This window comes from Rhodanobacter humi (assembly GCF_041107455.1).
Lineage (GTDB): Bacteria > Pseudomonadota > Gammaproteobacteria > Xanthomonadales > Rhodanobacteraceae > Rhodanobacter_A.
This window is the reverse complement of sequence record NZ_JBGBPY010000001.1, coordinates 32157-54537: the sequence shown is the minus strand read 5'-3', so window position 1 is coordinate 54537 and position 22381 is coordinate 32157. Positions and strand designations below refer to the sequence as shown.

The window sequence follows — 22381 nt, the reverse complement described above, 5'->3', positions numbered from 1 at the left end:
TCGCGCCGGCGCTTGACTTGCGTCATCGCCGGCGCGGTGTACAGGCGCTGCAATGCCCGCATGATTTCCGACGAACTCGACCTGCGCCACCTCGAAGCGCCCGAACCCATGTTGCGCGCGCTCGACGCCGCCGACCGGCTGGCGCCGGGCGAGGCGGTGGTGATCGTGGCGCCGCGGCTGCCGCGTCCGCTGCTGATGGAGCTCGCCCACCTGGGCTACGACGCGGAACCGGAGGCGCCACGGGCCGACGGCAGTGTGCGCGTGCTGATCCGCCGCCCAGGCGATGCCGAAGCTGCGGCTTGACGAGGCGCCCGCGGCCGCCTTGCCGCTGCGCTTCCTGCTCGCCATGCCGTGCTGGGGCATGGCGGGCGGCGTGCTGCTGCTGATCGACGGCGCCGCGCCGCTGCACGCGCGCTGGCATCCGGCCACGCTGGCCCTGGTGCACGCGTGGACGCTGGGCGTGCTGGGCAACGCGATGTTCGGCAGCCTGCTCCAGTTCCTGCAGGTGGCGGCGGGCGCGGAGCTGCGTTGGCGCCGTGGCGCACCATGGCTGCACGCCGTCTTCAACCTCGGCGCGCTGCTGCTGGTGATCGGCCTGCACGGCAACGTGCACTTGCTGCTGCTGGTCGCCGGCACGCTGCTGCCGCTGGCCTTCCTGTGGCTGGCCGCGATGACGCTGCCCGGCCTGTGCGCCGCCGCGGGCGAACGCCTGCTGCGCGCGGGCACGGCCGCTGCACTGGCTTGCGGCGTGGCGACCGCGCTGGTGGGCGGCGCGCTGGCCCTGCTGCTGGCCGGGGGCGCGGCGTGGCCGCTGGCCGCGGTGGACGTACACGCGGCGTTCGGCGTGCTGGGCTGGATGGTGCTGCTGCTGGCCGCGGTGGGGCGGGTGACCATGCCGATGTTCCAGGCCACCGGCAGCGTGCCGGTGCGTGCGCAGGCGACCTGGCTGGGAGGCGTGGTGCTGGCGCTGCCGTTCGCCGGCGCCTGGCATCTCGCGCACCGGGACGACGTACTCCTTTCGGCGCTGGTGGCGCTCGGTGGCGCCGGTTTCGCGCTGGCCGTGCTGGCCTTGCAGTGGCCGGTGCCGAAGGGGCGGCGCCATGCGCTTTTCCTGCAATGGCGCGCGGGCGCGTCCGCGCTGGCGCTGGCGGCGCCGGCGCTGCTGGCGGGGCAGGGCATGCTGGCGGGCGTGCTGGCGCTGGCAGTGGGTTTGCCGCTGCTGGTCGGCGCGATGGCGATGGAGATCGTGCCCTTCGTCGCCTGGATCGACCTGCGCCACCGAATTCCGCGCGGCGTACGGATTCCCGGCGTGCAGCGCCTGCTGCCCGATGCGCGCAAGCGGCGTGTGCTGCTGACGCAGGCGCTGGCCGCGCCGCTGCTGGTGCTGGCGTTGCTGTGGCCGCAGGCATGGCTGGCGCGGCTCGCCGGAGCGGCGCAATGCGTCGCCTGGACCGTGCATGGCCATGCGCTGCTGGGTGCGCTGCATGGCGCGCGCAGCTTCGCGCGGAGTGTGGAAAAAGCTGCCTGAGGATGTCCCGATGAGCAACGATCTGCCCCTGGTGTATTCCTGCTCCGGCTGTTCCAGCGCGGCGCAGATGGCCAACCATCTCGCGCTGCGGCTGGATCGCGCCGGCGCGGCGGAGATGTCGTGCATCGCCGGCGTGGGCGGCGGCGTGGCAGGGCTGGTGCGCACCGCGCGGGGCGGGCGGCGCATCCTTGCGCTGGACGGCTGTGTACTGAAGTGCGTCGCCGCCTGTCTCGCCAACGCGGGCGTGGTGGCCGACGCCCACCTGGTGCTGTCCGAGTACGGCGTGAAGAAGCGCAAGCATGCCGATTTCGATCCCGCCGAGGCGCGGCGCATCTACCAGGCGCAGGTGCTTCCCGCCGCGCAGGCCTTGCGCACGGGAGGTGTCGACGATGCGTGCTGAGCGTTTCGCGCTGGCGCGCACCCGCGGCGCCATCGACGCGGTGGACGACGGCCTGTTGCTGCTGCTGGCGGCGCGCCGCCGCCTGGTGCGGATGGTGGCGCGGCTCAAGCCGCGCGCCGGTGTGGCGGCACGCGACCCCGCGCGCGAACTCGTGGTGCGCCGGCGCGGGCAGCGGCTGGCGCGACAACTCGACGTGCCCGCAAGCACGGCGACGCGGCTGCTCGACCTGGTGATCGCCGACGCCTGCGCGCAGCAAGGCGTTCCGGCTGACGCGGGTCAAGGCGGGCAGGGTGCAGCTCCCGTCATGCTGGCCGGCATGGACCCGATGCCCGATTCTCCGCGCCTGTCGCCGCTGCTGCGCCGCCTGCCGCCGCCGCGCCGGCTCGCGCCGCTTTTGCGCGTGTTGCCCGCGCGCTGGCAACACGCCTTGCTGGAGCGTGCGCTGGCGCGCGTGCTGGCGGCGCCGCTCGCCGACGGCGCACTCGATTTCATGGCCGGCCGCCGGCTAGCCATCGAGGTGAGCGACCTCGGCCTGCGCTGGGTGCTGAGCCTGCGCGACGGGCGGCTGCGGGTGGTCGATGACGCGCCCGAGGCCAGCGTGCGCGGCAGCGCCACCGACCTGCTGCTGCTCGCCAGCCGGCTGGAGGACGCCGACACGCTGTTCTTCCAGCGCGACCTGGTGCTCACCGGCGACACCGAGCTGGGCCTCACCGCGCGCAACCTGCTCGACCGCCTGCCGTGGGAATCGGTGCCGCTGGGGCTGCGCATCGCGCTGAACCGCGGCGCCCGCTTCGCTTGCGCCGCGCGCGCGGCCCATCGGCGGCACTGACGCCGCCACTTCCGGATCGCCATGCCCGACCTCGCCGAACTGCCCGCGCCCGCCTGGCGCGACGACCTCGAACATGAGTACGCCGCGCTGGCCGCGCGCCTCGAACCGCTGGTGCCCTGCCTGGAGATCCCGTTGCACCTGCCGTGGATAGACGCGATCAACAAGCTGAAGAAGCAGCGCGGCGCGGTGATCATGGCGCACAGCTACCAGTCGCCGGAGATTTTCCACGGCGTCGCCGACATCACCGGCGACTCGCTGGGCCTGGCGCAGGCCGCCCGCGACTGCGACGCCGAGCTGATCGTGATGTGCGGCGTGCACTTCATGGCCGAGAGCGCCAAGATCCTCGCGCCGCACAAGACCGTGCTGATCCCCGACTTGGCGGCCGGCTGCTCGCTGGCCTCCTCGATCACCGCCGCCGACGTGTGCGCGCTGAAGGCGCGCCACCCCGGCGCGCCGGTGGTGAGTTACGCCAACACCTCCGCCGCGGTGAAGGCCGAGTCCGACGCGATCTGCACCTCGGCCAACGCGGTCGAGGTGGTGGAGGCGATGGGCGCGCCGAAGGTGATCTTCCTGCCCGACGAATTCCTCGGCCGCTACGTCGCCGGCCGCACCGGGGTGGAGCTGGTGCTGTGGCACGGCCGCTGCGAGGTGCACGAGAAGTTCACCGCGCAGCAGGCGCGGCACGCGCGCGAAACCTTCGATGCGAAGCTGGTGGCGCACCCGGAGTGTCCGCCCGAGGTGCTGGCCGAGGCCGATTTCGTGGGCTCCACCACGGCCATGGGCAAGTGGCTGGCGCGCAGGCAGCCGGCGCGGGTGGCGCTGATCACCGAGTGCTCGATGGCCGACAACCTGCGCGCGCAATTCCCGCAGACCGAGTTCATCAAACCCTGCAACCTGTGCCCGCACATGCAGCGGATCACATTGCAGAACATCTATGCCGCGCTGCGCGACCTGAAACACGCGATCGAGATTCCCGCCGACGTGATCGCCGGCGCACGCCGCGCGCTGGAGCGCATGCTGGCGGTGGGCCGGCGCGAAACCGTGTGAGGCGCGCGCGACACCCCATCGTGGTGATCGGCAGCGGCGTGGCCGGCATGGCCGCCGCGCTGGCCGCCGCGCCTGCGCCGGTACGCCTGCTGTGCCGCGCCCCGGACGGCAGCGGCAGTGCGAGCGCGCTGGCCCAGGGCGGCATCGCCGCCGCGCTGGGCGAGGGCGACGGTGCCGCGGCACATGCGCACGACACGCTGGAAGCCGGCGCCCGGCACAACGACGCGGCCGCGGTGCGCTGGCTGTGCGAGGCGGCGCCAGCCACCGTGTCGTGGCTGGCAGCGCAAGGCGTGGCCTTCGACCGCGCGGCCGACGGCCGCCTGCAGCTGGGCCGCGAGGGCGGCCACGGTGCGCGCCGCATCGTGCACGCGGGTGGCGATGCCACCGGCGCGGCGCTGGTGCGCGCGCTGCGCGCCCGGGTGGAAGCGGCCAGCCACGTGCAGTGGCGCGGCGGGGTGGACGCGGAGGCGCTGCTGTTGCGCGACGGTCGTGTCGCAGGCGTGCGCGTGCGCGATACGCGGGGGCGTTGCGAGGAGATCGAGGCTGCCGCGGTGGTGCTGGCCACCGGCGGCATCGGCGCGCTGTACGCGCACACCAGCAATCCGCCCGGTGCGGATGGCGCGGGCCTGGCGCTGGCGCTGGCCGCGGGCGCGGCGCCGCGCGACCTGGAATTCGTGCAGTTCCATCCCACTGCGCTGGCGGTGAATGGCCACGGCCTGCCGCTGCTCACCGAGGCGCTGCGTGGTGCCGGCGCGCGCCTGCTCGATGCCGCGGGCGCGCCGCTGATGCACGGCCTGCATCCGCTGGGCGACCTCGCGCCGCGCGACGTGGTGGCGCGCCGCGTGTGGCAGGCGCGGCAACAGGGCGGTGCCTGGCTGGACGCCACGCCGGTTGCCGGCGACTGGCAGGTCCGCTTTCCCACCGTGCTGGCGGCCTGTCTTGCGCATGGCCTCGACCCGCGTCGCGAACCATTGCCGATCACTCCGGTGGCGCATTTCCACATGGGCGGCGTGGCCACCGACCTCGACGGCCGCAGCTCGCTGCCCGGTCTGCATGCGGTGGGCGAGGCGGCCTGCAACGGCGTGCACGGCGCCAACCGGCTGGCCAGCAATTCGCTGCTCGAAGCGGTAGCCGGTGGTCGCCGGCTCGGCGCCGTGCTGGCCGCCACGGCGCGCTTGCCCGCCGGCGGCACCGGCCGCTGGATCGAGCGCGGTGCGGCACTGCCGCCGGAAAACCTGCCCGCGTTGCGCGAACTGCTGTGGCACGCCGCCGGGCCGGTGCGCGAAGGCGCGGCGCTGCACGACGCGTGGCGGATGTGCGCGGCCGCTGCCGGCGCCGGCTGGCAGATGCGCCTGGCCAAGGCGTTGCTGTGCGCGATGCGCCTGCGCACGCGCAGCCTGGGCGGGCACTGCCGCGAGGATCGCGGCTGCCCGGCGTAGGAAGCCGGGACGCCCTGCGCGAGAGCGTCGGCCCCGGCCTGCGACTTCATGTCCGTGCGGCCGCTTCCATACCCGTGCGTCCTGCTGACGCGGATCAAGACGCACCGCGGGTGAGTCCCGCACAGTGCGGAATCACCGACTTGCGAGCGATCCATGACCCGTTCTTCCTCCTACGATTACCAGGCGCTGCTGGCCTGCGGCCGCGGCGAACTGTTCGGCGACGGCAACGCGCGGCTGCCCGCGCCGCCGATGCTGATGTTCGACCGCATCACGCAGATCGCCGAGACGGGCGGCGCCCATGGCAAGGGCGTGATCCACGCCGAGCTCGACATCACGCCGCGGCTGTGGTTCTTCGACTGCCACTTCGAGGGTGACCCGGTGATGCCGGGCTGTCTGGGCCTGGACGCGATGTGGCAGCTCTCCGGCTTCTTCCTGCCCTGGCTGGGCGAGCCCGGCCGCGGCCGGGCGCTGGGCGTGGGCCAGGTGAAGTTCACCGGCCAGGTGCTGCCCAGCGCGAAGTTGGTGCGCTACGAGATCGACATCCGCCGGGTGATGCGCGGCAAGCTCGCGCTGGTGATCGCCGACGGCAAGACCTTCGTCGACGACCGCCTGATCTACGTGGCCAGCGACATGCGCGTGGGCCTGTTCCAGTCCACGGAGGGTTTCTGACATGCGCCGCGTGGTGGTGACCGGCATGGGCATCGTGTCCTGCCTCGGCGACGTGGCGGACACGGTGACGCGCGCGCTGCAGGAATTGAAGAGCGGCATCCGCGCGATCCCCGACTACGCCGCGCGCGGCCTGCGCAGCCAGGTCGCGGGCGAGCCGCAGGTGGACCTGGAGGCCGCGATCGACCGCAAGCTGCGCCGCTTCATGGGCGACGCCGCGGCCTACGCCTACCTCGCGATGCGCTCGGCGATCGCCGACGCCGGGCTGGCGCTGGAACAGGTGCGCCACCCGCGCACCGGCGTGGTGGCCGGCTCCGGGGGCGGCTCGGCGCAATGGCAGATCGAGACGGCCGACCTGCTGCGCGGCAAGGGCGTGCGCAAGGTGGGGCCGTTCATGGTGCCGCGCACGATGTGTTCCACCGTGTCGGCCTCGCTGGCCACCGCGTTCGGCATCCTGGGTCTCAGCTATTCCATCGCCGCCGCCTGCGCCACCTCGGCGCACTGCATCGGCGCGGCGGCCGACCTGATCCGCCACGGCGCGCAGGACGTGGTGTTCGCCGGCGGCGGCGAGGAAGCGCACTGGGGCATGACCGCGCAGTTCGACGCGATGGGTGCGCTCTCCAGCGGCTGGAACGACACGCCGCAGGCTGCCTCGCGCCCCTATGACGCCGACCGCGACGGCTTCGTGATCGCCGGTGGCGGCGGCATGCTGGTGCTGGAGGACTACGAGCATGCCAAGGCGCGCGGCGCGCGCATCCACGCGGAACTCGTCGGCTACGGCGTCACCTCCGACGGCGCCGACATGGTGGCGCCCTCCGGCGAGGGTGCGGTGCGCTGCATGCGGATGGCGCTGGCGCACCTCACGCACCCGGTCGACTATCTCAACACCCATGGCACCGCCACGCCGCTGGGCGACATCGTGGAGCTGGCCGCCGTGCGCGAGGCATTCGGGCCGGCGATGCCGCCGCTGTCCTCGACCAAGGCGCTCACCGGCCACGCGCTTGGCGCGGCCAGCGTGCACGAAGCGATCTACAGCCTGCTGATGATGCAGGGCGGTTTCATGGCCGGCTCGGCCAACATCGACGCACTGGACCCGCGCGCCGAAGGTTTCCCGATCCTGCGCGAAAGCCGCGAGGCGCGGCTGGCCACCGTGATGTCGAACAGCTTCGGCTTCGGCGGCACCAACGCCAGCCTGGTGTTCGCCAGGGTGTGAGTCGTCGCGGGATGGTTCCGGCCGCCCCACGCAGAGCGGCCGGAGCATCGTTCAGTTTGCCGACTGCATCCCCGGCTCGCCGTGCCAGTAGCCGCTGCGCGCGGCGATGCGCGGCGGCGGTTGCGGCGAGCGGCGGGCGTGGTGGTAGTGGGCGACGATGTCGGCCATGCCTTCGGCCTGCGGGTACAGGCGCAGCACGTCCACGCCCAGTTCGCGCAGCTGCGGCAGCTCGGGGCCGAGGTCGGTGATCTCGTCGCCCTGGATCTGGATGCCGTTGATGCGCAGGAAGGGCCGGTCCTCGCGGGTGGCCAGCGGCAGGCCGTCCGGATAGTCGATGCAGCGGAAGCCGCACTGGTCCTTGGGCACGTCCAGCGCACGCGCGGTGAAGCAGCGCGCCGAGTACGCCAGCGGCAGGCGGCCGTAGGCGATCACTTCCAGCTCGGGCATCGCAAGGCCCGCGGCCAGCACGGCATCGCGCAGTTCGCGGATCAGCACGTGGCCTTGTTCGACGCCGGGCACCCAGCGGACGAGGCCGTCGTCCATCAACAGCCGCAGCGCCGCGTGGTTGTACACGTTGAGCGTGGGTCCGGCCACGAAGGGCACGCCGCGTTCGCGGCACAGCTGCACGGCGGAGAGATCGTTCGCCTCGATCCAGCCCCGGCCTTCGGCGACGAGGCGCTTCAGCACGCCCAGTTCCGATTCGGCCTCGATCAGGGCGAGCGAGGAGAGCACCACCTGCTTGCCGCTTGCGGCCAGCTCCGCGGCCAGCGCGATCCAGTCGCCGGTGGAGAGTTCACGGCGCTTGCTGCACACCGTTTCGCCCAGGTAAACGATGTCGACGGGCCAGTCCGCCGCCGCGCGGTAGAAGGCGTACGTGCGTTCGCGCGGCCAGAAGTACTGCAACGGGCCGAGGCTGAGTTTCATCGTGCTCTGCATGTCAGTGCCAGTGACGGTGATAGGGGCCGAGCGTGGTCTGGTGGCCTTCGGCGTGCTTGGTCAGCGTGGTCTGCCACGCCGGTTGCGCCGACCAGTTCCCGGGCGAGCTGCGGTAGCGGTTGATCGCGTCCCGCCAGGTGCGCGTCACCGAGGCCACGTAGGCCACGCCGCGCTGGCGGCCCTCGATCTTCAGTGCCGCCACGCCGGCCTGGGCCAGGCGCGGCAGCAGCTCCAGCGTGTTGAGGCTGGTCGGCTCTTCCAGCGCGTGGAAGGTTTCGCCGCCCACTTCGAAGCGGCCCTTGCACACGGTGGGGTAGCCAGCAGGTTCGGCGGGTTCGAACCGGTCGATCAGCACCTCGTTGAGGCGCACGCTGCGGCGGCCGTCGTCGTGTTCGTCCCAGCGCACGAACTTCGCTGGCGAGCACACGCCGTGGCGGTTCGGCGAGGCGCCGGTGACGTAGCTGGAGAGCTGGCAGCGCCCCTCGACCATGATGCACAGGCTGCCGAACGCGAACACCTCCAGCGGCACCGGGCTGGTTTCGCACAGGCGCTCCACCTGCTGCACCGAGAGCACGCGCGGCAGCACCGCGCGGCTGATGCCGAAGCGCTCGTGCATGTAGCGCAGCGCAGGCGCGGTGGTGGCCGAGCCCTGCACGCTGAGATGCCGCGCCAGCGCGGGATGCGTGCGCGTGGCGTAGTCCAGTACCGCCAGCTCGGCGGCGATGATCGCATCGCAGCCCAGCGCCGCGGCCTTGTCCACCGCCGCCTGCCACTGCGGCAGGCGCGCGCTGTCGGGGTAGGTGTTCAGTGCGAGATAGACCTTGCGGCCGCGTGCATGCGCATAGGCGATGCCTTGCGCCAGCTCCGCGTCGGAGAAGTTGAGGCCGGGAAAGGCGCGCGCATTGGTTTCGTTGCGCAGGCCCGCGTAGACCGCGTCGGCGCCGGCGTCGATCGCCGCCTGCAGGGCGGGCAGGTTGCCGGCGGGACAGACGAGTTGCATGGGCGGCGCTCCGCGCGGGAAAGGAGTGCGCATCGTGGCTGCGACAAGCGGCCGCGCTTTTGACGCGGGTCAGTTTGTCGTGGATCAAGCAGGCAATCCGGATCGATCGCTAGCATCGATGCGACTGCGGCATCCGTCGCAGGCAGGAGTCCGTGGCATGCATCCGATGAGGTTTTCCATTCCCCTGTGCAGCGTTCTCGCCGTGCTGGCGCTGGCGCCCGGCGCGGCCTTCGCCCAGCACGACCACGCCGCACACGCACATGCCGCGGCACCGGTGCCGCCGCCCGCGCAGCGCTGGGCTGCCGACGCCACGCTGAGCGCGGACATGGAGCAGATCCACACCGTGCTGGAGCAGTTGCGCCATTACGAGATGGGCCACATGGACACCACGCTGGCGCTGGATCGCGTGGGCGCGATCGAGGAATCCGCCGCCGACATCTTCGCCAAGTGCAAGCTCGCGCCCGGGCAGGATGCTGTGCTGCACGGCATGCTGGTGCCGCTGCTCGCCGCGGTGCAGAAGTTCAAGGCCGACCCCGCGGACATGGGCCAGCTCGCGGCGATGCGCGCGGCGGTGGCGGATTACCCGCGCTATTTCGAGGCGCCGGACTGGAAGCCGGAAGCCGGGCACGCGCACTGAATCGCTGATCCGGATCAAGCGTTCCGCCGCGGCAGCGGCGCACGCTGCCTCCATCGAAACGGGCAACGCACATGACCGACTACATCCAGGCGTGGCAATGCATCGGTTGCGGCAGGATCGAAGCGCCGCAGCCGTGCATCGGCGTATGCAAGGACCGCAAGGTGTTCATGGTGGGCAAGGACGAGCACGAGCGCGTGCTGGCCGGGAACGCCGCGCTGCAGGCGCAGCTGCGACAGGCGCGCGAGATGCTGTTGCGGTTCGGCCACGCCAAACCCAAGCCGGGGCAGTGGGAAGCCGCATGGCTCGCCTTGCAGGAGCAGGCGCGCGAGGCGCTGGCGATGCTCGCAGGTTCGGACGGCGGGAAACCGTAGCGCACCCAGTGCGCGAATGCTTTTGTTCCGATCGGCGCCAGAGCATTCGCGCACAGAGCCTGCCCCGGACTTGATCCGGGGGTGCGCTCCTACGCCTCAAGGCGCCGGCGGCGGAATCGCCAGGGTCTCGTCGCCGGCGAGCAGCCGGTGGTGGATCGCGGCCAGGTGCTCCAGCAGCTCGGCGCGTGCCGCCTCGGCGTAGGGATTCTCGCGCTGGATCGCGGCGAACAGGTGGCCGGCGTCGCCGCGCACCGCGGCGAGCATGTTGGCCAGGCCGAGGAAGGAGGGCGGCGCCACCGACAAGTCCTCGCCCACGCCCATCTCCACCAGTGCGCGGGCGATGAAGAACGCCAGCGCGTGGGTCTTCGCCATCGCGCGGTCGTGCGCGGCGGCGTCCTGCGCGATCACCGTGCAGCCCAGCGATTCGAACAGGGCGCGCGTGCGTTCGGCGGCCTGCGGATGGCGCGCGCTGGCGCACAGCACCGCGCGCAGCGGCTCGCCGCGGGCGAGGCTGAGCGGTCCGAACAGCGGATGGGTGCCGGCGTGCGGGATCGCCTCGCCGAGGTGTTCGTCGAGCAGGGCGCAGGGGTGCTCCTTCACGCTGCCCACGTCGATCACGGTGTGCCGCGCATCGAGCAGGGGGCGCAGTTCGCGCAGCGCCGGCTCCAGCTGTGGCACCGGCATCGCCAGCACCACCCAGTCGGCGCCGGCGAGCGCATCGGCCGGCGTGGCGCAGGCCAGCGCCGCGGGTATTTCCGCCTGCGGGTCGTGGATGCGCACGACGTGGCCGGCGCGTTGCAGCAGGTCGGCGAAGGCGCAGCCGAAGCGGCCATGGCCGAACAGGGCGAAGATCATCGGGGACTCCGGCGGGCGGGCAGGTCGGGCCCGGCATCCGCCGATTCTCGCAGCGTTCGCCACAAGGCATCCATCCGCGCCTCCACCGCGTCGTCCGGCGCGATCGGCATGCCCCAGGTGCGGCTGGTCTCGCCGGGCCACTTGTTGGTGGCGTCGAGGCCGAGCTTGGAGCCCAGCCCGGCGACGGGGCTGGCGAAGTCGAGGTAGTCGATCGGCGTGTTCTCCACCAGCATCGCGTCGCGCGCGGGGTCGACGCGGGTGGCGATGGCCCAGATCACCTGCGACCAGTCGCGCGCGTCGATGTCGGCGTCCACCACGATCACGAACTTGGTGTAGGTGAACTGGCGCAGGTACGACCACACGGCCATCATCACGCGCCGCGCGTGGCCGGCGTACTGCTTGCGGATCGCCACCACGGCGACGCGGTAGGAGCAGGCCTCCGGCGGCAGGTGGAAGTCGACGATCTCGGGGAACACCTTCTGCAGGATCGGCACGAACAGCTCGTTCAGCGCCATCGCCAGCACCGAAGGCTCGTCGTGCGGCGCGCGGCCCATGTAGCTGCCCTGGTAGATCGCATCCTTGCGCAAGCGCATGCGCTCGATGGTGAGCACCGGGAAACGGTCCTGCGCGTTGTAGTAGCCGGTGTGGTCGCCGAACGGACCTTCCAGCGCGGTGTCGTCGGGATGGATGAAGCCTTCCAGCAGGATCTCCGCGCCGGCCGGCGCGTCGAGGCCGGTCAGCTCGCTGCGCCACAGCCGCGTGCGCTCGGCGCGCAGCAGGCCCGCGAACTCGTATTCGGACAACGTGTCCGGCACCGGCGCCACGGCGGCGAGCAAGGTGGCGGGGTCCGCGCCGATCGCCACCAGCACGGGGAAGGGTTGGCGCGGACGATCCACGCGCCAGTCGGCATGGTCCAGCGCGCCGCCGCGATGCGGCAGCCAGCGCATGATCACGCGGTTCGGCGCTATCACCTGCTGGCGGTAGATCGCCACGTTCTGGCGGCGCTTGCGGCTGCCGCGGGTGATCACCAGACCCAGCGTGACCAGCTTGCCCGCATCGCCCGGCCAGCAATGCTGGATCGGCAGGCGGGCGAGGTCGATGTCCGCGCCTTCCCGCGTTTCGTGCAGGAACGCGGCTTCCTCGACGTGGCGCGGCGCCACGTGGGCGAGCTGCGCCAGCTCCGGCCAGGTGGCCAGCGCCTGGCGCAGGTTGGCCGGCCAGCGCGGCTCCTTGATTGCGGCCAGCAGCTGGCCCAGCTCACGCAGCGAAGCCAGCGGCCGCCCGGCCAGCGCCAGCTCGATGCGGCGGCGATGGCCGAACAGGTTGCCGAGGAAGGCGTGGCCCGAACCGAGCGGCTGTTCCATCAGCAGGGCAGGGCCGCCTTCACGCAGGGCACGATGGCACAGCGCGGTGGTTTCCAGATGCGGATCCACCGGCGCCTGCACGCGCAGCAATTGCTGCTGGCGTTCGAGCCGGTCGAGGAAGGAACGCAGGTCGTGGTGGCTCATGGTGCGGGACTGGCAATGGCGTCGCCCAAGCCTCGCCGCTCGCGCGTGGTGTTGCCTTGATCGTGGTCAGCCGTGCGGCCCGTTGGCCAGGCAGTGCCGCAAAGCTTCGCGCGCGGGGCCGATGTCGATGCCGCGCGCGGCCAGCCACGCCGGATCGAACAGCGTCTCCGCATAACGTTCGCCGGGGTCGCACAGCAAGCTCACGATGCTGCCGCGCTCGCCGCGATCGCGCATGCCGGCGGCCAGTTGCAGGCAAGCCACCAGGTTGGTGCCGGAGGAGCCGCCGTAGCGGCGGCCGAGCAGTTCCTCAAGCAGCCAGGCGGCGGCGATCGAGGTGGTGTCGGGCACCTCGATCACCTCGTCGACCACGTCGAACAGGAAGCCCGGCTCCACGCGCGGCCGGCCGATACCCTCGATCAGGGTGGGCTGGCGCGCCACCGCATCGCGGTCACGCCCGCGCCAGCCCTCGACGTAGCCGCTGCCGGTCGGCTCGGCCACGCACAGGCGGGTGTCCAGGCGGCGGTAGCGCAGGTAGCGGCCGATGGTGGCCGAGGTACCGCCGGTACCGGCACCGCAGACGATCCACGCCGGCACCGGCCGGGGCTCGCGCGCCATCTGCTGGATGATCGACTCGGCGATGTTGTTGTTGCCGCGCCAGTCGGTGGCCTGCACGGCGAGGCCGAACTGGTCGAGGTGGCAGGCGCCGCGCGTGGCGTGTTCGGCGGCGCGCGCATGTACCTGGGCGGGATCGTCGACCAGGTCGCAGCGGCCGCCCAGCGCCTGCACGTCGCGGATCTTGCGCGGCGCGGTGCAGGCCGGCATCACCGCGGTGAATGGCAGGCCGAGCAGGCGCGCAAACCAGGCCTCGGAAATCGCCGTGCTGCCCGAAGAGGCGTCGACCACCGCCTGGCCCTCGCGCAGGCGGCCGTTGCACAGCGCGTAGAGGTAGAGCGAGCGGGCGAGGCGGTGCTTCAGGCTGCCGCTGGGATGCGCCGACTCGTCCTTGAAGTAGAAGTCGATGCCGGGAAAACCGGGAAAGTCGAGCTTGAGCAGGTGCGTGTCGGCCGAGCGCGCGGCTTCCTGCGCGAGCATTTCCAGCGCGGCGTGTACCCAGCGGCGCCCGGTTTCGTGCGGAGACAACAGCTGGGAAACATCCTGCATGGGGAGGTCCGGACCCGGTTCATGCATGCACGATGCCCCCGGCTTTGCGGCCGGGGGCATCGTGCGGGTGGCGACTTGTCTGCTCATTTACCCAGGCTCATTTGCCCAGACTCAGCGTGCCCTTCATCAGTGCGGCATGGCCGGGGAACGTGCAGAAATAGGCGTACTGCTCGCCGGCCTTGAGCTTGGCCACGTTGATCGTCGCGGTGTCGGACTGGCCGCCGCCGATCAGCTTGGTGTGGGCGATGATGCGGGTGTCGCCGGGCTTCTCGTAGCTGTCGGCGGCACCGGCCTGCATGCCGTCGGCGATCACGCCGGATTCGTCGGCGGCGTGCGCCAGCACCCAGTTGTGGCCCATCGAGGCCACCGGCAGCTTGCCGGTGTGCTTCAGCGTGACCTTGAAGCTCTTGCAGGTCTTGGGCACGGTGATGGACTTGACGTTGTATTGCATTGCGTCGCTGGCCTCGACCGTGGTGCTGCATTCGGCCGCCATCAGCGGCGAGGAAGCGAGGCCGAGCAGGGCGAGGACGATCAGTTTGCGCATGGGGATGACTCCGGTGGGAAAGTTGATGCATCCGGATTCTGCGCAGGCCGCAAGCGGCCGGCACTGATCTGTGTCATTTGATCGGACGATCGTGGGACCGGGTGATCGTGGATGCCGGGGACATGGACGCCTGTCAGGGTGCGTCATCAGGGGCAGGGCAGGGCCGCAACGCTTGTCCAAGCCGTGCACATCGCGAGCGCGCGCGGTACGCCGAGCTTGTGCCCACACCCAAGTCAAAACAGACCGTCTTACCTGCGTGACGCCGCCATCGCCAGTCGATCCTTCGTTGCTGCTGCAGTTCTGGCCATGTCGGCACGATTGGAGTACAAATGTACTCCATGTCCGATCTCAGCTCCCGCCGCGCCGCCATCCTCACCTTCATCCGCAAGCGGGTGACGGAGCAGGGGCAGCCGCCGTCCCTGGCCGAGATTGCCGAGGCCGGTGGCTTGGCCTCGCGTGGCGCGGCGCGCAAGCATGTGCTGGCGTTGGCCGAGGCGGGACTGATCGAGGTGGCGTCCGGGCAGGCGCGTGGTATTCGCCCGGCCGGTCTGCGTACGCGTACCAGTCTGTTGCAGGTGCCGGTGCTGGGCCGGGTGGCGGCCGGTCCGCCGATCGGCGCCGATGCCGGTCTGCTCGACACGCTGACGCTCGACGCGCGATTGTTCGCCACGCGACCGGACTACCTGCTGCGGGTGCAGGGGGATTCGATGATCGGGGACGGCATCCTCGACGGCGATCTGGTCGGTGTGCGCCGCACGCCGGAGGCGCGCGACGGGCAGGTGGTGGTGGCCCGGCTCGAAGGCGAACTGACGATCAAGCGTCTTGCCCGCGGCAAGGGCGGGATCCGGCTGCTGCCGCGCAATCCGGCCTATGCGCCGATCGAGGTGCGGCGCGGGCAGGACTTCGCCATCGAGGGCGTGTTCTGCGGCCTGGTCCGCCGGGGGTGACATGGGCGCGGTGGTGGCGATCGATGCACTGCTGCACCAGCGGCAGGTCTGGCGTGGTCGGCCGGCTGCGCCGCCGGCCGGGGCGCAGCCCACCGGCCATGCCGGCCTCGACGCGTTGTTGCCCAGTGGCGGCTGGCCCGAAGCCGCGCTGAGTGAACTCCTGATCCCGGCCGATGGCGTCGGCGAATTGCAGCTGCTGTGGCCGACCCTGGCGCGCCTGTCGAAGGCGGGCGAGCGCGTCGTGCTGGTCGCACCGCCGTACCTGCCGTTTGCACCGGCATGGCAGCAGGCCGGTGTGGACCTGCGCCAGTTGCAGGTCGTGCGCACCGGGACACCGCGCGATGCGTTGTGGGCGACCGAGCAGTGCCTGCGCTCGGGCAGTTGCGGCGCCGTGCTGTGCTGGCCGCTGGGCGCCGACGACCGTGCATTGCGCCGCCTGCAGGTCGCGGCCGTCTCGGGACACACGCTGGCATTCGCGACGCGACCGCTGGCCGCGGCCAGCCATCCGTCGCCGGCGGCGCTGCGCATCGCCATCGACGCCGCGCCGGCGCAATGGCGCGTGCTCAAGTGCCGCGGCGGAGTGGCGCCGGCGCAGCCGATCCCGCAGGGAGCAGGATGAGCCATGCGCTGGGCCTGCATCCTGTTGCCACAGCTGGCGCTGGACGGCGTGCTTCGCCGCTGCGCGGATCCGGATGCGCCCCGCGTGCTCGTCGGCGGATCGGCGCAACGGCGCATGCTGCATGCGGTCAGTCCTGCGGCGCGGGCGCTGGGCCTGCGCCGGGGCATGGCGCTGACCGCGGCGCAGGCACTGGCTCATGGCTTTGCGACGGATGCGTACCGTCCCGAGGATGAGGCGCGCTGGCACCGCTTTCTGGCCGGCTGGGCCTACGGCTTCAGCTCGCAGGTCAGCCTGCAATTCCCGCATGCGCTGATGCTGGAGATCCAGGGCAGCCTGGGGTTGTTCGGGCCATGGCCGCGCTTCGAGGCGCGATTGCGCGAGGAATTGACGGCGCTCGGTTTCCGACACCGCATCGTGGCCGCGCCCCACCCGCTGGCGGCACGCGTGCTGGCCAACGGGCACGACGGGCTGGCCATCGACGGCGACGCGCCGCTGCGTCACGCGCTCGGGCAGTTGCCGATCCAGCGCGCGGGCTTCGCGCCGGAGGTGGCCACCGCCTTCGCACGCATGGGGCTGCGCACGCTGCGCCAGGTGTGGGCGCTGCCGCGCGATGGCCTGGCGCGACGCTTCCCGGCCGAGGTGCTGCGTCACCTCGATGCCTTGCTGGGCGAGCGCGACGTGGCGCTGGAAAGCTATCGTCCGCCCGACCGCTTCGACCCGCGGATCGAGCTCGGCCACGAAGTCGAGTCGTCCCAGGCGCTGCTGTTTCCGCTGAAGCGGCTGACCGCGGACCTTGCCGCCTTCCTGGCCGGCCGCGACGGCGGCGTGCAGTGCTTCGTCCTGCAACTGGAGCACGACCACGACGCCCGCACTCGGGTGCCGGTGGGCCTGCTCGCCCCCGAGCGCGACGCGGCGCTGCTGTTCGAACTCGCGCGCGGCCGGCTGGAGCAGGTGCAACTGCCGGCGCCGGTCCGCGCGATCGCACTCTGCGCCGACGAACTGCCACCCTTCGTGCCGGTGCATCGCGAGCTGTTCGACCCGCGACCGCAGCAGGCGATGCCGTGGGAGCAACTGCGCGAACGCTTGCGCGCGCGCCTGGGCGAGGATGCCGTGCACGGCGTGCAGGTGCAGGCCGACCATCGCCCGGAGTGCGCCTCGATCAGTCCGCCGGACGTCCCGACACGGCGCGAGGCACCGTCGCCCGGCGCCGCGGCCGGTCCGCGCCCGGGTTGGTTGTTGGCGAAGCCCGTGCCGCTGCGCGGACCGATGCCACAACTCCTCGCCGGACCCGAGCGCATCGAGAGCGGCTGGTGGGATGGCGGGGACGTGCGCCGCGACTACTACCGCGCGCGACTGGCGACCGGGCAATGCGCCTGGGTGTTTCGCCCGATCGGCGGCGGAGGCTTCATGCTGCACGGCTGGTTCGCATGAGCTACGCCGAGCTGCACTGTCTGTCGAACTTCAGCTTCCAGCGCGGGGCGTCGAGCGCGCAGGAGCTGTTCGAACGCGCGAAGCATCACGGCTATCAGGCGCTGGCGATCACCGACGAGTGCACGCTGGCCGGCATCGTGCGGGCCTGGCAGGCCGCGAAGGCGGTGGACCTTCCCTTGGTCGTGGGCAGCGAAGTGCGCATCGATCGCGGCGCGAAACTGGTGCTGCTGGTGGAGAACATCGCGGGCTACCGGGTGCTGTGCCGACTCGTCACCGCTGCACGCCGGCGTGCGCCCAAGGGCAGCTATCGGCTGCTGCGGGAGGATTTTCCGGACACGACGGATGGCCTGCTCGCTCTGTGGGTGCCGGACGATCCGGACGACACGCGGGAAGGGAATTGGCTGCGCACACGCTTCCCGCAACGGCTGTGGATCGCGGTGGAACTGCATCGTGGTCCCGACGACGCGGCACGGCTGACACGGTTGCAGGCTCTGGGCCAGTCGCTGCAGTTGCCGCTGGTCGCTGCCGGCGACGTGCACATGCATGCGCGCGGGCGCCGTGCGCTGCAGGATGTGATGACGGCGATCCGACACCACACCACCGTAGCCGAGGCTGGCGATCGGCTATTTCCCAATGGCGAGCGCCATCTGCGGCCGCTGTCTGCGCTGGCGGAACTGTATTCCTCCGAGCTGCGGGTGGAGTCTGTGCGCATCGCCCGGCGCTGCACGTTCGACCTCGGCCAATTGCGCTACCAGTACCCGAGAGAGCTGGTGCCTGATGGGCACACGCCAGCCTCCTGGCTGCGCGAGTTGACCGAGCAGGGCCTGCGCTGGCGCTGGCCGGGCGGCATCCCGACGAAGGCGCGGGACCTGGTCGAGAAGGAGCTGGCGCTGATCGCCGAGCTCGGCTACGAGAGCTACTTCCTCACCGTGCACGACATCGTGCGCCATGCCCGCAGCCGGAACATTCTCTGCCAGGGGCGCGGCTCGGCCGCGAACTCGGTGGTCTGCTATGCACTGGGCATTACCGAGATCGACCCCGACCGCATCGGCATGCTGTTCGAGCGCTTCGTTTCGAAGGAGCGCGACGAGCCGCCCGACATCGACGTCGACTTCGAGCACGAGCGGCGCGAGGAAGTCATCCAGTACGTGTTCGCACGCTACGGACGTCATCGGGCGGCGATCACCGCGGTGGCCAGCACCTATCACGGCGCCGGCGCCGTGCGCGACGTGGCCCGCGTGCTGGGGCTGCCACCCGACCAGGTCGACGCACTGGCCCGCTGCTTCGGGCACTGGAGCGATGCGCTGCCACCGGCCACGCAGTTGCGCGAGCAGGGCTTTGATCCGGACAGCCCACTGCTGCGCCGGGTGCTGGTGCTCACCGCCGAGTTGATCGGCTTCCCGCGTCACCTGTCGCAGCATCCGGGCGGCTTCGTGATCTCCGAGCAGCCGCTGCACGATCTGGTGCCGGTGGAGAACGCGACCATGGAAGGCCGCACGGTGGTGCAGTGGGACAAGGACGATCTGGATGCGGTGGGCCTGCTCAAGGTCGACATCCTGGCGCTGGGCATGCTGAGCGCCTTGCGCCGCTGCCTCGATCTGGTCGAACGCCATCACGGACGGTCGCTGACGCTGGCGACCATCCCGCCAGAGGATCCCGACACCTACGCGATGATCGGCAGGGCCGACACCATCGGCGTGTTCCAGATCGAGTCGCGGGCGCAGATGGCGATGCTGCCGCGGCTCAGGCCGCGCAACTTCTACGACCTGGTGATCGAGGTGGCGATCGTGCGGCCGGGGCCGATCCAGGGCGACATGGTGCATCCCTACCTGCGCCGGCGCACCGGCGAGGAGCCGGTGAGCTACCCCTCGGAGGCGTTGCGCAAGGTGTTCGAGCGCACGCTCGGCGTGCCGTTGTTTCAGGAGCAGGTGATGCAGCTAGCGGTGGTCGCGGCCGGCTACACGCCGGGCGAATCGGACGACCTGCGTCGCTCGATGGCGGCATGGAAACGCCATGGCGGACTGGAGCACCACCGCGACAAGCTGACCCGCGGCATGCTGGAACGCGGCTACTCGGCCGACTTCGCCGCGCGCATCTTCGAGCAGATCAAGGGTTTCGGCAGCTACGGCTTCCCCGAGTCGCACGCGGCCAGCTTCGCGCTGCTGACCTACGCCAGCTGCTGGCTCAAGCGCCACTACCCGGCGGCCTTCGTCTGCGCGCTGATCAACAGCCAACCGATGGGCTTCTACAGCCCCGATCAGTTGCTGCAGGACGTGCGCCGCCATGGCGTGGCGGTGATGCCGGCGGATGTGCGCCACAGCGACTGGGACTGCACGTTGGAACCCGACCGGCGCGGCGGCCATGCACTGCGCATGGGCCTGCGCATGGTGCGTGGATTGGCCGAGGACGATGCACGACGAATCGAGCAGGCGAGGGCAGGGCAGGCATTCGTCGACATCGCCGACCTGTGCGAGCGGGCAGCACTCGACGCTCGCGCGCGTGAGCGGCTGGCCGACGCCGGCACGCTACGCGGCTTGGCCGGCCATCGGCACCGGGCGCGCTGGGCGGTAGCCGGCGTGGAGGAACAACGTCCCCTGTTTGGTGCAGCCACGCAGCCACGTGAGCAGCCAGTGGTCTTGCCGTTGCCTGGTATCGGCGAGGATCTCCAGGCGGACTACGCCACGCTCGGCACCACGCTGGAGCGCCACCCGATGGCCTTGCTGCGTGCACAACTGCGCGTGCGGCGCTGCCGCAGCTCGAAGGAGTTGGTGGCCATCCCACCCGGGCGCCACATCGTCGTGGCCGGACTGGTGGTCGGCCGCCAGCGGCCGCAGACCGCCAGTGGCGTCACCTTCGTCACACTGGAAGACGAACACGGCATGATCAACGTGGTGGTCTGGCGCCAGTTGGCCGAGCGGCAGCGTCGCCCCTTCCTGGAGTCGCGCTTGTTGATGGTGGAAGGCAAGCTGGAAGCCGAGAGCGGCGTGCGCCACCTGATAGCCCGCAACCTGCATGACCTGACGCCGCTGCTGAGCAGCCTGGATGTACGAAGCCGGGACTTCAGATGACTGAGAGGGTGATTAGAGCGGGTTATCAGGGGTACGACACCAAGCATTTGCGCGATCAGGAGCGACCTTATTAACTCCGGCCACTGGATGCCTTCCTCAGTGCCCGGCGTTTGAAAGCCTGAAATCGGCAAAGCGCCCGGCGATGAAGTCCACGAGCGCGCGAACCCGATTGGGGACGAAGCGCCCGCTAGGTAACAGAGCATGCAACGGATACGGATCGGTCTCCCATTCGGTCAGTAGCCGCACCAGATGGCCGCTTTGCAGATCACGCCGCTGTTCGATCTCCGTCATGAAGATGATCCCCGCTCCCGAAACGGCCCATTCGCGTGCCAGCGAGGCGTCATCCATGACACGGTCGCCACTGACCCTTACCGTGGTCCATTGGCCGTTCTGACCGAAGCGCCACGAGCTGAATGTGCGCCCGCCCCGAATGAACGAGATGCAGTTGTGGTCCACCAAGTCTGTTGGCGTGCGTGGTGTGCCGCGACGACTCAAATAGTCGGGAGAAGCACTGACGACGGGGCGCTCAAGCGAAAGTCGCCGAGCCACGAGGCGTGAGTCGCTCAGCTCGCCGTACCGAATAGCCAAATCCACCTCGTCTCGCAGCACGTCGAGTACGCGGTCGCCAACATTGAGCGCCAGCTTCACCCCGGGGTGAAGCTGCAAGAACTCATCAAGCATGGGCATCAGCACGGTCCGGGCAAGGTCCGACGGTGCCGAGATACGCACGGTGCCCACCAGTGCGCCGCGTTCGGCATCGAGCTGGGATTCGCCCTCTGCAAGCAGCTCGAACGCGCGCTGAGCGTACTCCAGCAGGATTTGACCCGGCGGCGTAAGCCGCATCGCACGGGTGGAGCGTTCGAACAGCCGCGTGCCCAGTTGAGCCTCGAGCCGCTTCAGCGTTGCGCTGGCCGCCGCTGGCGTGATGCCGAGTGTCCGAGCCGCTGCGGTCAACGATCCCCCGCTGACCGTGTGGAGCAGCACCTGGAGGTCACTGATATTTTCAATTCTAGTTTGAAAGTGAAACATCGTAATGCCGTCTTATCAAGTGTAGGAATACTACCTACATTGCATTCCACCGACATCATCTGGAAGGAAAGAGCGCCATGAAAGCCGTTGGCTATCGCAAGAACCTGCCCATCAACGCACCCAAGGCGCTCGAGGACGTGGAGCTGCCCGCGCCGTTGCCCGGCCCGCGCGACCTGCTGGTGCGCGTGCACGCGGTCTCGGTCAATCCGGTCGACACCAAGGTGCGCGCCGGAAGCGCGCCGGCCGTCGGCGAGGTCAAGGTGCTCGGCTGGGATGCCGCTGGCGTGGTCGAGGCCGTCGGCGCACAGGCAACCGGCTTTGCGGTCGGCGACCGTGTCTGGTACGCCGGCTCGATCAAGCGCCCGGGCGCCAACAGCGAGTTGCATGCGGTGGACGCGCGCATTGTTTCCAAGGCGCCCACGTCGCTTTCGGATGCGCAAGCCGCGGCGCTGCCGCTGACGGCCATCACCGCGTGGGAGCTGCTGTTCGATCGGCTGCGCATCGCTCAAGGCGGTGGCGAGGGCCAGACGCTGATGGTCGTGGGCGGCGCCGGCGGCGTGGGCTCGATCCTGATCCAACTGGCCCGGCAGCTGACCCGGCTGCGCGTGATCGCCACGGCGTCGCGTCCGGAGTCGCGCGAATGGTGCCTGGAACTGGGCGCGCACGCGGTCATCGATCACTCTAAGCCGCTGTCGCAGGCGCTGCGCTCGGCCGGCATCGCGCAAGTCGACTACGTGGCCTCGCTCACGCAGACCGGCACGCACTACCAAGAGATCATCCAAAGCCTGAAGCCGCAGGGCGCGCTGGCCGTCATCGACGACATGGAAGGGCTGGACCCGCTTGCGCTCAAGAGCAAGTCGCTGTCGCTGCACTGGGAGCTGATGTTCACGCGCTCGATGTTCGAGACGCCGGACATGCAAGAGCAGGGCGCTCTGCTGGGGCGCGTAGCCGACCTGGTCGACTCCGGCCGCGTCAAGACGACCGCCAACGCCGGCTTCGGTCGCATCAGCGCAGAAAACCTGACCCGCGCGCATGCGCTGATCGAAAGCGGCAAGGCCGTCGGCAAGATCGTGCTCGAAGGCTTCTGATATCGAGCGCAGCTCGACCAGGCACCCAAGCGCACAACTTCGGTTGTTTCACCCTCGTCAACTTC

At 70.6% G+C, this 22381-nt stretch carries 22 protein-coding genes; 15 read left to right on the top strand and 7 right to left on the bottom strand.

Annotated elements, in window-relative coordinates; translation table 11 throughout:
* The first annotated feature begins 60 nt into the window (after positions 1-60).
* The 8 genes from AB7878_RS00255 to fabB all read left to right on the top strand — a co-directional run bounded on the left by AB7878_RS00255 (position 61) and on the right by fabB (position 7122).
* On the top strand, positions 61-303 hold the full coding sequence (locus AB7878_RS00255; RefSeq protein WP_369492442.1) for a DUF2249 domain-containing protein: 243 nt from the start codon (positions 61-63) through the stop codon (positions 301-303).
* Positions 284-1528 (top strand): hypothetical protein, encoded by a 1245-nt coding sequence (locus AB7878_RS00250; RefSeq protein WP_369492441.1) that lies wholly within the window; start codon positions 284-286, stop codon positions 1526-1528. The genes AB7878_RS00255 and AB7878_RS00250 overlap by 20 nt, the downstream gene beginning before the upstream one ends.
* Before the next feature lie 10 nt (positions 1529-1538).
* Positions 1539-1928, top strand: coding sequence for a putative zinc-binding protein (locus AB7878_RS00245; protein ID WP_369492440.1), 390 nt, complete (start codon positions 1539-1541; stop codon positions 1926-1928).
* On the top strand, positions 1918-2757 hold the full coding sequence (ubiT, locus tag AB7878_RS00240; RefSeq protein WP_369492439.1) for a ubiquinone anaerobic biosynthesis accessory factor UbiT: 840 nt from the start codon (positions 1918-1920) through the stop codon (positions 2755-2757). The genes AB7878_RS00245 and ubiT overlap by 11 nt, the downstream gene beginning before the upstream one ends.
* Before the next feature lie 21 nt (positions 2758-2778).
* Complete coding sequence (nadA, locus tag AB7878_RS00235; protein ID WP_369492438.1) at positions 2779-3804, top strand: quinolinate synthase NadA; 1026 nt, start codon at positions 2779-2781, stop codon at positions 3802-3804.
* Positions 3801-5243 carry an L-aspartate oxidase gene (locus AB7878_RS00230; RefSeq protein WP_369492437.1) on the top strand — a complete coding sequence of 481 codons (1443 nt, stop codon included), beginning with the start codon at positions 3801-3803 and terminating at the stop codon, positions 5241-5243. The genes nadA and AB7878_RS00230 overlap by 4 nt, the downstream gene beginning before the upstream one ends.
* 153 nt (positions 5244-5396) lie before the next feature.
* A complete protein-coding gene (fabA, locus tag AB7878_RS00225) occupies positions 5397-5912 on the top strand; it encodes a 3-hydroxyacyl-[acyl-carrier-protein] dehydratase FabA (protein WP_369492436.1) in 516 nt (171 codons plus the stop codon).
* Position 5913: 1 nt separating this feature from the next.
* Entirely contained in the window at positions 5914-7122 is a 1209-nt protein-coding gene (fabB, locus tag AB7878_RS00220) for a beta-ketoacyl-ACP synthase I (RefSeq protein WP_369492435.1), read from the top strand.
* A gap of 51 nt (positions 7123-7173) precedes the next feature.
* Here fabB and AB7878_RS00215 read toward each other — a convergent pair whose 3' ends face one another.
* A complete protein-coding gene (locus AB7878_RS00215) occupies positions 7174-8046 on the bottom strand; it encodes a U32 family peptidase (protein WP_369492434.1) in 873 nt (290 codons plus the stop codon).
* A gap of 13 nt (positions 8047-8059) precedes the next feature.
* Entirely contained in the window at positions 8060-9058 is a 999-nt protein-coding gene (ubiU, locus tag AB7878_RS00210; protein ID WP_369492433.1) for a ubiquinone anaerobic biosynthesis protein UbiU, read from the bottom strand.
* Between the two features lie 157 nt (positions 9059-9215).
* Between ubiU and AB7878_RS00205 the strand changes: the two genes are divergently transcribed.
* Complete coding sequence (locus AB7878_RS00205) at positions 9216-9695, top strand: DnrO protein (RefSeq protein ID WP_369492432.1); 480 nt, start codon at positions 9216-9218, stop codon at positions 9693-9695.
* A gap of 71 nt (positions 9696-9766) precedes the next feature.
* Positions 9767-10066: a hypothetical protein gene (locus AB7878_RS00200; protein ID WP_369492431.1), complete on the top strand. Its 300-nt coding sequence runs from the start codon at positions 9767-9769 to the stop codon at positions 10064-10066.
* 96 nt (positions 10067-10162) lie between these two features.
* Here the strand turns inward: AB7878_RS00200 and AB7878_RS00195 are convergent, their stop codons facing one another.
* The 4 genes from AB7878_RS00195 to azu all read right to left on the bottom strand — a co-directional run bounded on the left by AB7878_RS00195 (position 10163) and on the right by azu (position 14134).
* Positions 10163-10921: a prephenate dehydrogenase/arogenate dehydrogenase family protein gene (locus AB7878_RS00195; protein ID WP_369492430.1), complete on the bottom strand. Its 759-nt coding sequence runs from the start codon at positions 10919-10921 to the stop codon at positions 10163-10165.
* The gene (locus tag AB7878_RS00190; protein ID WP_369492429.1) at positions 10918-12429 is read right to left on the bottom strand and encodes a UbiD family decarboxylase; all 1512 of its coding nucleotides are present in this window, start codon (positions 12427-12429) and stop codon (positions 10918-10920) included. Before AB7878_RS00190 ends, AB7878_RS00195 begins: the two co-directional genes overlap by 4 nt.
* A gap of 66 nt (positions 12430-12495) precedes the next feature.
* Positions 12496-13590 carry a PLP-dependent cysteine synthase family protein gene (locus AB7878_RS00185; protein ID WP_369492428.1) on the bottom strand — a complete coding sequence of 365 codons (1095 nt, stop codon included), beginning with the start codon at positions 13588-13590 and terminating at the stop codon, positions 12496-12498.
* A gap of 97 nt (positions 13591-13687) precedes the next feature.
* On the bottom strand, positions 13688-14134 hold the full coding sequence (gene azu, locus AB7878_RS00180) for an azurin (RefSeq protein WP_369492427.1): 447 nt from the start codon (positions 14132-14134) through the stop codon (positions 13688-13690).
* A gap of 338 nt (positions 14135-14472) precedes the next feature.
* On the opposite strand from azu, the gene lexA reads away from it, so the two are divergent.
* From lexA to AB7878_RS00160, 4 genes are read left to right on the top strand one after another with little or no spacing between them, the layout of a single operon-like run.
* Positions 14473-15081 carry a transcriptional repressor LexA gene (gene lexA, locus AB7878_RS00175; RefSeq protein WP_369492426.1) on the top strand — a complete coding sequence of 203 codons (609 nt, stop codon included), beginning with the start codon at positions 14473-14475 and terminating at the stop codon, positions 15079-15081.
* Between the two features lies 1 nt (position 15082).
* Positions 15083-15700 (top strand): translesion DNA synthesis-associated protein ImuA, encoded by a 618-nt coding sequence (gene imuA, locus AB7878_RS00170; RefSeq protein WP_369492425.1) that lies wholly within the window; start codon positions 15083-15085, stop codon positions 15698-15700.
* Positions 15701-15703: 3 nt separating this feature from the next.
* On the top strand, positions 15704-17131 hold the full coding sequence (locus tag AB7878_RS00165) for a Y-family DNA polymerase (protein ID WP_369492424.1): 1428 nt from the start codon (positions 15704-15706) through the stop codon (positions 17129-17131).
* Positions 17068-20199: an error-prone DNA polymerase gene (locus AB7878_RS00160; protein ID WP_439653754.1), complete on the top strand. Its 3132-nt coding sequence runs from the start codon at positions 17068-17070 to the stop codon at positions 20197-20199. The genes AB7878_RS00165 and AB7878_RS00160 overlap by 64 nt, the downstream gene beginning before the upstream one ends.
* A gap of 96 nt (positions 20200-20295) precedes the next feature.
* Here the strand turns inward: AB7878_RS00160 and AB7878_RS00155 are convergent, their stop codons facing one another.
* Positions 20296-21228: a LysR family transcriptional regulator gene (locus tag AB7878_RS00155; RefSeq protein WP_369492422.1), complete on the bottom strand. Its 933-nt coding sequence runs from the start codon at positions 21226-21228 to the stop codon at positions 20296-20298.
* Between the two features lie 77 nt (positions 21229-21305).
* On the opposite strand from AB7878_RS00155, the gene AB7878_RS00150 reads away from it, so the two are divergent.
* On the top strand, positions 21306-22316 hold the full coding sequence (locus AB7878_RS00150; RefSeq protein WP_369492421.1) for a zinc-binding alcohol dehydrogenase family protein: 1011 nt from the start codon (positions 21306-21308) through the stop codon (positions 22314-22316).
* Positions 22317-22381 lie beyond the last annotated feature (65 nt).